This is a genomic window from Mucilaginibacter gotjawali (assembly GCF_002355435.1).
Classification (GTDB): domain Bacteria; phylum Bacteroidota; class Bacteroidia; order Sphingobacteriales; family Sphingobacteriaceae; genus Mucilaginibacter; species Mucilaginibacter gotjawali.
The window spans coordinates 3,850,826-3,863,370 of record NZ_AP017313.1; the positions used below are offsets into that span (position 1 = coordinate 3,850,826).

8 protein-coding genes and 1 tRNA gene are annotated in these 12,545 nt (G+C 43.4%); 5 read left to right on the plus strand and 4 right to left on the minus strand.

Annotated features, from left to right (window positions below):
- The first annotated feature begins 65 nt into the window (after positions 1 to 65).
- Positions 66 to 137 (plus strand) — tRNA-Arg (locus MgSA37_RS16985).
- Positions 138 to 204: 67 nt separating this feature from the next.
- Here MgSA37_RS16985 and uxuA read toward each other — a convergent pair.
- Positions 205 to 1,395 carry a mannonate dehydratase gene (gene uxuA, locus MgSA37_RS16990; RefSeq protein WP_232010670.1) on the minus strand — a complete coding sequence of 397 codons (1,191 nt, stop codon included), beginning with the start codon at positions 1,393 to 1,395 and terminating at the stop codon, positions 205 to 207.
- Positions 1,396 to 1,939: 544 nt separating this feature from the next.
- Between uxuA and MgSA37_RS17000 the strand changes: the two genes are divergently transcribed.
- The 3 genes from MgSA37_RS17000 to MgSA37_RS17010 all read left to right on the plus strand — a co-directional run bounded on the left by MgSA37_RS17000 (position 1,940) and on the right by MgSA37_RS17010 (position 3,735).
- Positions 1,940 to 2,770 carry a helix-turn-helix domain-containing protein gene (locus MgSA37_RS17000; protein WP_096353581.1) on the plus strand — a complete coding sequence of 277 codons (831 nt, stop codon included), beginning with the start codon at positions 1,940 to 1,942 and terminating at the stop codon, positions 2,768 to 2,770.
- 62 nt (positions 2,771 to 2,832) lie between these two features.
- A complete protein-coding gene (locus MgSA37_RS17005) occupies positions 2,833 to 3,282 on the plus strand; it encodes an SRPBCC family protein (RefSeq protein ID WP_096353583.1) in 450 nt (149 codons plus the stop codon).
- Between the two features lie 6 nt (positions 3,283 to 3,288).
- Positions 3,289 to 3,735 carry an SRPBCC family protein gene (locus tag MgSA37_RS17010; protein WP_096353584.1) on the plus strand — a complete coding sequence of 149 codons (447 nt, stop codon included), beginning with the start codon at positions 3,289 to 3,291 and terminating at the stop codon, positions 3,733 to 3,735.
- 51 nt (positions 3,736 to 3,786) lie between these two features.
- Here MgSA37_RS17010 and MgSA37_RS17015 read toward each other — a convergent pair whose 3' ends face one another.
- Positions 3,787 to 5,058, minus strand: a complete 1,272-nt coding sequence (locus MgSA37_RS17015) for a BamA/TamA family outer membrane protein (RefSeq protein ID WP_096353586.1) — start codon at positions 5,056 to 5,058, stop codon at positions 3,787 to 3,789.
- 342 nt (positions 5,059 to 5,400) lie between these two features.
- On the opposite strand from MgSA37_RS17015, the gene MgSA37_RS17020 reads away from it, so the two are divergent.
- Positions 5,401 to 6,615, plus strand: coding sequence for an MFS transporter (locus tag MgSA37_RS17020; protein ID WP_096353587.1), 1,215 nt, complete (start codon positions 5,401 to 5,403; stop codon positions 6,613 to 6,615).
- A gap of 390 nt (positions 6,616 to 7,005) precedes the next feature.
- Here the strand turns inward: MgSA37_RS17020 and MgSA37_RS17025 are convergent, their stop codons facing one another.
- Together MgSA37_RS17025 and MgSA37_RS17030 are read right to left on the minus strand one after the other, a co-directional pair.
- On the minus strand, positions 7,006 to 9,363 hold the full coding sequence (locus tag MgSA37_RS17025; RefSeq protein WP_096353589.1) for an ABC transporter permease: 2,358 nt from the start codon (positions 9,361 to 9,363) through the stop codon (positions 7,006 to 7,008).
- A 211-nt stretch (positions 9,364 to 9,574) separates the two neighbouring features.
- On the minus strand, positions 9,575 to 11,983 hold the full coding sequence (locus tag MgSA37_RS17030; RefSeq protein WP_096353590.1) for an ABC transporter permease: 2,409 nt from the start codon (positions 11,981 to 11,983) through the stop codon (positions 9,575 to 9,577).
- Between the last annotated feature and the right edge of the window lie 562 nt (positions 11,984 to 12,545).

Consider the following 12,545-nt stretch of genomic DNA (forward strand, 5'->3'; position numbering starts at 1 on the left):
ATCTTTACAAGTAATTGAACTTGATATTACATAAACAGGGAAATAAGTTATATTTGCAGCAAAATGCTCCCGTAGTTCAACGGATAGAATTATGGTTTCCGGTACCATCGATATGAGTTCGAATCTCGTCGGGAGCACAAAGCGGGACAACGGCACATTTGCGTCAGTTGTCCCGCTTTTTTCTTATTATCAGCTACGGTTAAGTTATCCCATTGACTTAAAAACCCCCATTTCCAAACCCCGCAATTCAGCCAGCCCCCTTAGCCTGCCGATAGCCGAATATCCCGGATTGGTTTTCTTTTTTAAATCATCAAGCATTTGGTGCCCATGGTCAGGGCGCATCGGTATATTCACTTTTCTATCCTGCATCAGGGATACAATTGCCTTTACAACTTCATACATATCCACATCCCCTTCCAGGTGGTTGTCCTCATAAAAATCGCCAAACTCATTTCGCCTGGTGCTCCGCAGGTGCAAAAAATGAATCCGGTTACCAAACTGTCTAACCATTTCGGGCAAATTATTATCTTTCCTCAGGCCAAAAGAACCTGTACAGAAACAGATGCCGTTATTCAATGACGGAACGGCATCAATCAGCGCCTGTATATTAGCTGCCGTTGATATAATACGGGGTAAACCCAGAATACTGAAAGGAGGATCATCCGGATGTATCGCCATTTTTACGCCTGCGTCCCCGGCAACCGGAATAACCTGTTGAAGGAAATAAATCAGGTTTCTGCGAAGCGCAGCCTCATCAATATTAGCGTAAGCATCAAGCGCCGACCGGAATTTTTCCAATGTAAAACTTTCTTCGCTGCCGGGTAAGCCGGCAATAATATTTTGCTGCAACGAATGTTTTTCGCTGCTGCTCATTTTTTCAAACAGTGTGCGGGCCCGTTCTATCTCCGTAGTGGTATAATCCTGTTCCGCATTAGTTCTTTTTAAAATAAAAACGTCAAAAGCAATAAATGCCGCACGCTCAAAAAACAACGCCAGCGAGCCATCTTCAACCTCATATGCCAGGTTAGTTCGTGTCCAGTCGAGCACTGGCATAAAATTATAGGTAATTACATCTATACCACAGGCTGCGAGGTTTCGTATAGTCTGTTTATAATTTTCAATAAAGAGTTCAAAATTGCCCGACCGCGTTTTTATGGCTTCATGTACAGGTACGCTTTCCACCACATTCCAGCTCATTCCTGATTTTTCAATTATCTCCCTGCGCTGATTAATTTCACTTACCTCCCACACTTCGCCATTCGGGACCTGGTGCAATGCTGTAACCACACCTGTACAACCTGCCTGCCTTAAATCATTAAGTGAAACCGGATCGCCCGGCCCGTACCAGCGCATGGTTTGTATCATCTTAAATCCGGTAGCGACGTTATTTTTCATGGGTATTAATATAGTTTTTTTCGTAATGATATTTCTATAAAGTAAATTACAATCCTTTCGGTTAGTCTACGTGTCTTGAAGCCTGCATTTGCCTGGCGAATCCTGCTGGTAAATACCCAACCTGCCCGCATTTATCAAACTTGCATAATTAATATATTTTTTCATTCCATTTGACCGCATTAATATATTGCGATTTTTTTAATTTTTTATGACAGATAATCTGCAGCGTTTTACCACCCGGAAAAAACTGCAAGCAACCTTTTCCTTTTAAAATCAATGATCGAACAAGATCATTAACTGACTAATGCCCCGGATATTTTAAAAAGCGGTATTTGCGCTCCATTGTAGTTGCCTTTCATAGTTGAAACCAGCGTAAAGTGACGAAAGCAAAATATTTTCGCCTGTAAAATCAATAAAATTTACGAAAACCTTGGATTTCAAAAAGATGGGGTAAATATTTGCCGGCATTTGCCCAATAAAAATTGGAAAAATCTTTTTCTTAGCCTTATCTTTAATTTGCATTATTAATTTGCAGCAGACGCGAATGACAGCATTCCGGTTCAATCCAGTCACACCTCATCCTTTACTAAGCCCATACGTTGCTAAAATGTGGGTATTCGAAAGCAGCGGCCGGCTCCCTGCCGGGGATAGAAAACTGATTGTTCCAAATGCAAATTTCAAATTAACGCTTACCTACCGTAACGGGATCGTGGCCCGCGTTGGCGACAAGGATTTCATTCAAGGCGAAAATAAACTAAGTTTAACGGGTTTAATTGATGCACCTGTCATTCTTGATTCGCAGGAAGACGCTCAGACCGGCACGATCATCATTGAATTTAACCCGCTTGGCGCCTATCGTTTTTTTCATTTATCATACGCCGATGTGAAAAATCAAATTGTGACAATGGAAGATCTGATCGGTAACCACGCCAAAAGCCTTCAATTGCAACTGGCTGAAGCAAACACGCCGGCGCTAAAATTAAGGCACCTGCAGAATTTTCTGATCATGCAATTGGAAAGAACCTCAGCTGACCCAATTTACGACTATTGCATTGGCCGCATATCGAACACCAATGGTATGGTTACCGTAGCAAAACTCGAAAAGGAAACCGGCTACAGTTCGCGCTGGCTTCACACAAAATTTTCGGAACACCTGGGCACGGGGCCAAAAAACCTTTCCGAAATAGTCCGGTTCAAACAATTTTACCAGGCGTATTCAAACGGTATTCAATTGGATAGCTTAAAAGAATATATTTACCATTACTATCACGATCAATCGCATTTCATCAGGGCATTTAAAAGGTTCACCGGGGCCACCCCCACCGAACTTAAAAACAGCATAAATGAACTCAGTAAAAAGAATTTCACCAGCTGAATTCCGATTTGTACAATGCATGCGAATGCCATCCCTCTATCTTTGATTAAAAAAACAGGAAAATGAAAAAGAACGATTTTAACTGCAGTATCGCTGTAAATATCAGCGCAGTAGAGGCGATCAAAAAGATTAGCAACGTACCCGGGTGGTGGGGAATTACCTTTACCGGTAGCGCCGAAAAACAAAATGATCGGTTTATAGTAAACATGGGCGGAGATTCCTTCTTCAACTTCACCGTATCAGAATTGATCCCCGGCAAACGGGTTGTTTGGTTGGTTGACGATTGCAATATGCCCTGGTATAACGACAAAAAGGAATGGGCCAATACCAAATTGATTTTTGATCTGACCGAGAATAACGGTACAACTGAGCTGACTTTTACACATGAAGGCCTTACGCCTAATGTGGAATGCTACAAGGATTGCGAACCCGGTTGGACGCACTGGATCAAAACGAGTTTGTTTTCTTATCTTACTACCGGAGAAGGCGTTTTTAGGCCAGCCACAAAATAAAAAAAAATGAATGATCGAAGCTATACAGCAACGATTGAAGTTGCGCGCGCCCCGCAGGATGTTTTCAATTGCATCAATGCTGTACCCAAATGGTTTAAGGACAAAGGATTTGAAGGCAGCAGCACCAAACTAAATGATGAATTTATTTTTTGCTATGGAGATGGCGATCATGCCCATTATTCAAAACAGAAGCTGGTGGAATTTATTCCAGGTAAAAAAGTAGTGTGGCTAATTACCGATAGTAAGATCAATTGGATCGAAAAGAATAAGGAAGAATGGAATAACACAAAGGTCGTCTTTGAATTAAGCACCAAAGGCGACAAAACCATCCTGCATTTTACCCACGAAGGACTTGTACCTGAACTGAATTGCTATTCCAACACCGTGCTGGGCTGGAATATGATCATTAAAGATTGGCTATTTAACTTTATTACTAACGGTAAATCGATATAACTTACTTTATCACCATCATCTGATTTTTCTGCCGGAAGCGCGTTCAGTTTATTAAAACACCTCCCCAACGGCAATAAATACGCCTCGTGAGCCTTCGCGGCCTAAGCCGTAATCAACACAGATATTGGTTTTTGAGATGGTATTTAATTTTAAGCGGAGGCCGGGACCGTATCCGGGCTGAATGCCTTGCAGCCTGGTGCCCGGGGCAGCAGAAAATGATTGCCCGTTCAAAAAAAACACGCCACCCAGCAAGCCGTTAGCCGTAATTTTGAAACGGTATTCAGCCTCGCCATAAACCATTTGTGCACCGCGAAAACGGCCCTGTATGTAACCCCTGCCGGTAACGCATGAAATATCCCACTGGGTGCTCGGTAGTTCAAGGTACGATGGCCTGCCATTTAGGATCAGCCAATCATAGTTCCAAAATGCAAGCACATTATCTGATCCTTCAGGAAAGTTGAAATATTTTCTAACGTCAATAATCAAAGAACTCCAGGGAGTGCTGCTTCCTAAAAATGATAAATTATCCCGGTATTGCACAGACACATAGCCGCCCCTGGACGGATTAATAGCATTATCGCGTGCGTCAACCAAAGCATTAAGGGTGAACCCCGAGGCAATATCGTGAGACGTTTTGCCATATCGCGAATAATCAGAAACTGTTCCATCCAGGTTGCCTTTGTCGGATACATCCCAGTGATCATCCAAAATATAACCCGCCCCTAAATATATATTCCCGGTAATATGGCGTAAAACTGTTTGATAAAACTGGTAATACGAATAATCCATAGGATCTTCATTTTTAATATCCGAACTGCTGCCAAGGCCAAAAGTACTTTGTGGATATTTGTAATACCTGTAATCGCCTACAAAATTGTAGTTATTATCCTTACTCCAGATATTGCTTTGTACCGGGAAGGTAAACTGTTTATTTTCGGTAATGGCAGTACTTGCCGTAATGGTAGATATACGTGAGTGGGGCCCGGTGCGGAAAGCCATATTACCCGACAATACAAAGGCCAGCCGCGTAACCAGCGTATAACCAATAGCAGGCACAATAGTTAAAGATGGCTTTGTAGTAACTGTATCAGGTTTTTTTTCCGGGACAACATTAAACAGCAATTCAAGAGCATCTGTAAGGTCCAGCTGCCTTACGCCTTTTTTATTGCTTATTACCGAATCTCTTTTATAAATAGTACTATCGCCTTTTTTATTTTTTACAGGGATAGTTTTTAGCGGCACCGGATTATTCTCCTGTGCAAGAGCATTTAAAGTAAATAATGATCCAAATATTAGCAGGGTAATTTTAAAAAACAAGTTCATTTGTCAGGTATTAAAAACCCTGTAACATCGTTGTGATTATTAATGTTAAAGTGATATTATTTATGGATTTGATTATTTGCCCGAAAGTAAGCATTCTGCTACAAACGATAAAAAAATATTGCCGATGGAATTAGTTATGACCAGAAAATGGCAATATTCAACCGGCAGTTAGATGTAGTAGTTTGCGATGCAAATAGCCTAAACCAGCATTATTGACTCGCTTTTTGTATTTAAAAAAACGCCAACTCCAAACCCTCAGCGGCAAACCGGATAAAATTCCGGCGAAATGTTGCATTTTTGCACAACCAGTATCAACCCCGGCTTACCAATTTATCTTTTTAAATGGAATCAACAATTAACCAGGAACCCAAACAAGCAGTTCAACGAACAATTTTCGGCGTTTTAATTGCGATCAGTATGGGGCATTTTATTAACGATTTGCTGCAATCTATCATCCCATCGGTTTACCCTTTGTTAAAGAAAAACTTCCATCTAAATTATACGCAAATCGGCCTCATTACTTTTACTTTCCAGATCACGGCTTCCCTGTTACAACCTATTGTAGGTACGGTGACAGACCGCAAATCGCGCCCCTATTCATTGGTAGCCGGCATGATCCTTACCTTAACAGGTGTAGTTATTCTATCTCTTGCCCCTAATTTTATAGCCCTGCTGTGCGCGGTTGCCGTAATGGGCATCGGCTCATCCATCTTTCACCCTGAGTCATCAAGATTGGCGCGGGTAGCTTCGGGAGGTAAAAAGGGACTCGCTCAATCTATTTTTCAACTGGGTGGCAATGCCGGCAGCGCAATAGGGCCGCTGCTGGTAGCACTTATCGTGGTAACACGCGGGCAACATTATATTTTGTGGTTTACATTAGTGGCGCTGCTGGGCATTATCCTTTTATCAAAAGTTGGCCAGTGGTACCAGGGGCATTTAAATATGCGTGCGGCCAACCCTCTGCATAAAGAAGAAGTTCATTCTCATTTATCAAAAGCTAAGGTTACCATATCGTTAATAGTTTTGCTGCTGCTCATCTTCTCCAAGTTTTTTTACCTGGCCAGTATGACCAATTATTTTACTTTTTTCCTCATCGGTAAGTTTCATATATCCATGCAGCAATCCCAGCTATACCTGTTTGTGTTTCTCGCCTCTGTAGCGGCTGGCACCCTTATAGGCGGCTTTTTAGGCGATAAATTTGGCCGTAAGTATGTCATATGGTTCTCCATATTGGGCGTGGCGCCTTTTTCGCTTATGCTGCCTTATGCCGACCTGCAATGGACCATCGTTTTAGCTGTACTCATTGGCGTCATCCTCTCCTCGGCATTTTCGGCGATAGTTGTTTACGGGCAGGAATTACTTCCCGGCAAGGTGGGCATGGTATCCGGCCTGTTCTTCGGGTTGGCTTTTGGAATGGGTGGACTGGGCTCGGCCTTCCTCGGATGGCTGGCCGATCATACCAGCATCAGCTATGTTTTTTCGGTGTGCGCATTCCTTCCGCTTATTGGCATCATCACCGGGCTGTTACCCGACATCGAAGGCCGGAAAAAGAAATAATTTATCCCACCTAAATACCGGACTGAACAAAAGGTTAGACCGGCACAGAAACCTGTGCTTGCCCTAAGCGTTCCATTTTTACACGGAACACCGCGGAACACTATGAAACATACTCATTTTCAGCATGTTTCATCTTTTAACAAATTACCACACTATCTAAAGCACTGATAATCAACACATATAAAGTAAGACCATTGTCCGTATCGATACAATTTACTGATAATCAATCATTTCCATTTTTAACTTCTGTGTGTAAACCTATTTCAGGACTAGACACAGGCTGGTAAGTAAAGGATTGTTAATTTTTAGTCAGCACTGTTTCGCCTTTCCTAGTACTTCTTCCTTTCCTCCCATTAACCATGAACTGTTAACCATGAACGTTTACCTCGCTCACTCTGAGCGAAGGCTCTTCACCGGGTTCATCAGCGCGGCTTTGATACTCTGAAAGCTAATTGTAGCAAACGCTATAACTACCGCCATCAAACCGGCCAGGGCAAATACCCACCAGCCTATATTTATCCGGTAGGCATAAGCTTCCAGCCATTTATGCATGGCAAACCAGGCCAGCGGCGTGGCAATTACTATCGCTATAAACACCAGTTTAATAAAATCCTGCGCCAGCAGGCCAACAATCCGGCCTACGCTTGCGCCCAAAACCTTGCGTACGCCTATTTCGCGGGTGCGTACCTGTGCGGTGTAGGCGGCAAGGCCAAGCAGGCCCAGGCATGATATAAATATGGCGATGCCTGCAAAATAAGTAAACAAAGTGCCCTGGCGTTGTTCCCCCTGGTAAATGTTATTAAAAATATCATCCAGAAAAGCATAGCCAAAGGGGTATTCGCCGTTGTATTGCTTAAACGCCTTTTCGGCGGCAGCCAATGCTTTGGGAGCATCCCTGCGGGTTGTTTTGATGTACATTTTGTTCAAATACTCCGGCTTGTACCAAAAAACCGCCGGCGCTATTTTCTCCTTCATCGATGCATAATGAAAATCCTTTACCACGCCAATGATCTGCCCCTCAATCCCTTCCATCTTAAATCTTTTACCGATGGCGTCCTTCATTCCCATTTCCTTAATTGCTGCTTGGTTTAAAACAAAACGGGCCGTATCCGTTTTTGCGCCGGTGAACATTGTGCCCGCAACCATTTTCATTTTAAAAAACGATATCACGTCCTTATCCACTACTATCGGGTGCACCATCAGGTTATCTTTTGGATCTTTCCCATCCCATTGAACATCGCCCGTAAAACCCTGGAAACGCACAATATTCTGGTTCGTCCGGGTCACTGCCAACACTCCCGGCTGTTTCAACAATTCGGCTTTCGCCGCTTCATAATGCGGCGCCATATCACGCATCCAAACCGAAATTACATCCGACTTGTCGTAGCCCAAATTTTTCGACCGCATGTAATTCAGCTGCCCGGTAATAATGATGGTGCCGATGATGAGTATGATTGAAAATGTAAATTGCGTTACCACCAGTATCTTGCGGAACAATACATCGCCAATACCGGCAGATATTTTGCCCTTTAAAGCCTTCAATGGCTCAAAAGACGACAGCAGCAACGCCGGGTAAATGCTTGAAGCGGCCAGGGTGCCGGCTACTGCAACTAATATCACCAGCCAGATATGATAATCGCCCGGGTTAAACACCAGTTGCTTACTTGCTACCTGGTTAAACAGCGGCATCAGCAGGTAGATGAGCCCTATGGCTAAAAACGTAGCCAGCGAAAACAGCAGCGCGGTTTCAACAATAAATTGAATAAAAAGCTGTGCTTTACCTGCCCCCACTATCTTGCGCATACTTATTTCTTTTGAGCGCAGCATCGAACGGGCGGTTGAAAGGTTTACATAATTGATGCAAGCGATCACCAGTATCAATATGGCAATGATGATGAATATTCTGATAGTTGAGATCCCGTTATCACTCATATCTGCATTATACAAATGCATTTTCGACAGTGGTAGCAACAGGTATTCTGCATCCGTATCATCAGCTTTATGATTCAAATGGATCTGCCGTATTTTGGTGGCCAGGCTCTTCAGGTCACTGCCAGGCTTCAGCAGCAAAAAAGTTTCGTAATTAAAAAAGTTAAAGTTATTGGTCATGTCGTTCTTTTGCGCCAGCATCATTTTCATGTGCAGGCTCATCGGCATGATCATGTCAAAATTCAGATCGGAATTTTTCGGAAAATCATCGATCACACCGCTCACTGTAAAGTTTGCTTTATTATCGGCCCGGATGACCTTGCCGATCGGGTTCAATAGGCCAAAACATTTTTCAGCGGTAGATTTGGTGATCACTACAGAATTATCGTCCGAAAAAGGTTTTGCCGGATCCCCTTTTACTAAATGAAAATCAAAAACCGAGAAAAAAGAAGGATCAGCATAAACCGCGTTTTCATCACCAAAAACCTTATCCTGGTATTTATACAACGAATAATCGTAATTGCCGGTAATGCGTACCTGGTCGAGTACGTCAGGCAGTTGCTGTTTGGCCAGCGGGCCAATCGGCGCTACGCCTACCGTAAATATTTGCCTGCTTGCGCCTGTACCGCCAAAAAGTTCAAGCCGGTAAATATCGGGCGTATTTTTATGAAAACTGTTAAAACTCAGTTCATCCTGCACCCACAATAAAATAAGTATGCCGATAGCCAGCCCGGCAGTTAAACCGGCAATATTGATAAGGGAATAAAATTTGTTTTTTAACAAATTTCTCCAGGCGGTTTTGATATAGTTTTTTATCATTTTATTTGGTCATTGAGTCATTTGCTTCGCGTCATTGGGTCATTTTTTTTGCGTCATTGGGTCATTTGCTTCGCGTCATTGGGTCATTTTTTTTGCGTCATTGGGTCATTTGCTTCGCGTCATTGGGTCATTTGAGTGGATTGCGTATATTGAGAACCCTTCCAATGACTTAATGACTTAATGACTTAATGACCCAATGACTTAATGATTTTCATTCTGTTTTCAAACTCCTCACCGGGTTCATCAGCGCTGCTTTAAAAGTAAGCCATGATACCGTTGTAAACGAGATAAACAAAACAACAATAAACGGCACGGCAAATAAAATCCAGCTGATATCAATCCTGAAGGCATAGGTTTGCAGCCATTGGTGGATGGCATACCAGCCGAGCAGGGCGGCTATTACAAATGCGATCATTACCAGCAAGGCAAAATCCTTATAAAGCAACGTTAGTATGCTGTTTACTGATGCGCCCAGCACCTTACGGATGCCGATCTCCTTGGTGCGCTGTACAATAGTGTAGGACACCAGGCCAAATAAACCCAAACAGGCAACAAAAATACCTATGCCGGTAAAGGTGGCAAATACCTGCCCGAATTGCCTGTCGGCATGGTATTGCTCATTAAAATGCTGGTCAAGGAAAAAATAATCGAACTGGTCGCCGGGAAAAAAAGCTTTCCAGTTGCTTTTTAAGGCTGCGATGGTGCGCGGTAAGTTATCGGTACTTATTTTTACTGATACGTTACCCCGTACATCAGGTATACAGCGAAAAATAAGCGCATCGTAAGCATCATGTAACGATTGCTGGTGGAAATTTTGCACCACGCCAACAATGGTGTACACCTGCCCCCAAAAATCAATTTCCTTGCCAACGGCTTGTTCAGGTTTGTCGAAACCTAATTGTTGCACCGCTTTTTCGTTAAACACCACCCCATGCGGGTCGGTGCTGAAGTCTTTCGAAAACAACCTGCCTGCCAGCAAGTGCGCACCATAAGCCTTCAGGAAATCATAATCGCCGCCTATGATGCGGTATTGTTTGCCCGTTGCCTGGTCGGTGCCTTTCAGCTTGATGCCGCCGGCATTCCAGCCAACCGGGTCGCCGGGTATATTGGTAGATACTGTTATACTTTTAACAGACGCATCGCGCAGGCTTTCGTTTTTAAAAGCGCTCATGCTGCGGTAAAACGAATCCACATGAGCAAGGGGCGGTTTTATCACCAGCGTTTGGTCGATATTGATACCCAGCTTTTGTTTTTCCATAAAATTGACCTGCTTGTAAACGGTAAGCGACCCTATCAATAAAAAAAACGATGCCGCAAACTGGAAAACAACCATCACCTTGCGCAAGATAATGCCCCGGGGCGAAGCTGATAATTTTCCTTTCATCACCTCTACCGGCTTGAAATTAGATAAAACAAGTGCAGGGTAAAAACCTGAAAAGAAGGAGCCGAGCAAAAACAGGCTGACAACCGCCAGCCAAAACACCGGCTTTACCAGTAAAGTAAGGGTGATATTTTGGCCGGATATGGCCGAAAAGATGGGCAAAAATACAATGATCATTACAATGGCCAACACTATGGCCAATCCGTTTAGCAGCATAGCTTCCAGCATAAATTGTGCAAGCAACTGGCCCTTGTTTGACCCCAGGGTTTTGCGCACGCCTACTTCTTTTGCCCTGCCTATACCGCGCGCAGTAGCCAGGTTGATATAATTTATCCAGGCGATAATGATCACAAATATGGAGATCCCTGCCAGCAGATAAACTGATTTACCATCGCCGTGAGGTTCTGCCTCCAGCATCAAATTGGGCGAAAGGTGAATTTTTTCCAACGGCAGCAAATGATAAGCAGCAGTAGCTCCCGACCAGTTTATTTTTTTGTAAACCCCATCTACATACGGAACAAACTTAGCTTCCAGTGCTTTGGCATCTACACCCGGTTTTAGGAGCAGGTAAGTCAAACATCCGTCATTCAGCCAGGCAGTTTCAAGGTTATTTTTGGGCCCCGCAAATTTTAACAAGGTAGCGTATGACATCAGCAGGTCGCTCCTGAAATGGGTATTTTCCGGGTAGTCTTTCATTACCCCGGTTACTTTTAACAGGTTAAGGTCGAATTTAAAGGTCTTGCCAACCACGTCAGTGGTACCAAAAAGCTTTTTAGCCACAGTTTCGGTAATAACGGCCGAATTTACATCACGCAGTGCAGTTTTCGGGTCGCCGCTGATGAGTGGGTAACTAAATAAATTAAAAAACGAAGGCCCGGCAAAATAGGTTTTTTCTAAGGTAATCCGGGTATCATTATTTACGGCCAGTAATGATCCGTTGTCCACCACTTTTACATAATCTTCCACCTGGGGAAAATTATTTTTAAATGAATTTCCCTCCGCAAATGCACCGCCGGCCCACTGGGTGCTTAGTTTACCATGTTCAAAACGATCCTGTGTTACACGGAAAACCCGGTCTTTTTTGGCATGGAAATTATCAAAGCTCAACTCAAACGTTACATATTGAATAATGAGCAGTGCAGCTGCCATACCAATAGCCAGCCCGGCAATATTGATAAACGAGAAAGCCTTGTTCTTTTTTAAGTTTCTGAGCGCGATGAGGAAATAATTTTTGATCATGATGCAAGCGGTTAGGCCAACACTGCTACCAAGATTGTGCCACTTTTGTAATTAACTACATATGAGCAATTTATGAAGAAATTAAAAATACTAATTCGTTCGGATTTGTTATAGTGATTGTCCGCAGGCGGACGGTAACCTTTGCCTGCCAAACTCTCGCAACCTGCTCATTGGAAACACGGTGTAAATCGCTGTTTTATTTCCCGCCCTCGCTGATGTTGGCACTACAACAGTTCGGAAGATCTGAATTATTGCCACCCCATTGGCCACCGCGTATCCACAAGTTTTTATGCGCCGTAGGTGCTACCTGTTTGTAGAAATATTAATAATAAAAATACCAGCTCCGTAGGTGCTGCCCTCCGCAAACCAGGCAAACAGGCATTAATTTATAAGGGTAGCCGCTATGCGGCACTAAATTACCTTTGTTTTTATTTCTACAAACGGGTGGCCCCCGAGAGGGGCAGATTGGCCACATGGATCATATTTAACAATGGGGTACAAGGCAGCTTCCGTCAGGAGAGCGTTTTGGCCACCGCGTATCCACAAGTTTTTATGCGCCGTA

Bases quoted from the DNA above. Each gene is read 5' to 3' on its own strand.
- MgSA37_RS17010 (WP_096353584.1), top strand. From the start codon at position 3,289: ATGAATGATCGAAGCTATACAGCAACGATTGAAGTTGCGCGCGCCCCG.
- MgSA37_RS17020 (WP_096353587.1), top strand. From the start codon at position 5,401: ATGGAATCAACAATTAACCAGGAACCCAAACAAGCAGTTCAACGAACA.
- MgSA37_RS17025 (WP_096353589.1), bottom strand. From the start codon at position 9,363: ATGATAAAAAACTATATCAAAACCGCCTGGAGAAATTTGTTAAAAAAC.
- MgSA37_RS17015 (WP_096353586.1), bottom strand. From the start codon at position 5,058: ATGAACTTGTTTTTTAAAATTACCCTGCTAATATTTGGATCATTATTT.
- MgSA37_RS17000 (WP_096353581.1), top strand. From the start codon at position 1,940: ATGACAGCATTCCGGTTCAATCCAGTCACACCTCATCCTTTACTAAGC.
- MgSA37_RS17005 (WP_096353583.1), top strand. From the start codon at position 2,833: ATGAAAAAGAACGATTTTAACTGCAGTATCGCTGTAAATATCAGCGCA.
- MgSA37_RS17030 (WP_096353590.1), bottom strand. From the start codon at position 11,983: ATGATCAAAAATTATTTCCTCATCGCGCTCAGAAACTTAAAAAAGAAC.
- uxuA (WP_232010670.1), bottom strand. From the start codon at position 1,395: ATGAAAAATAACGTCGCTACCGGATTTAAGATGATACAAACCATGCGC.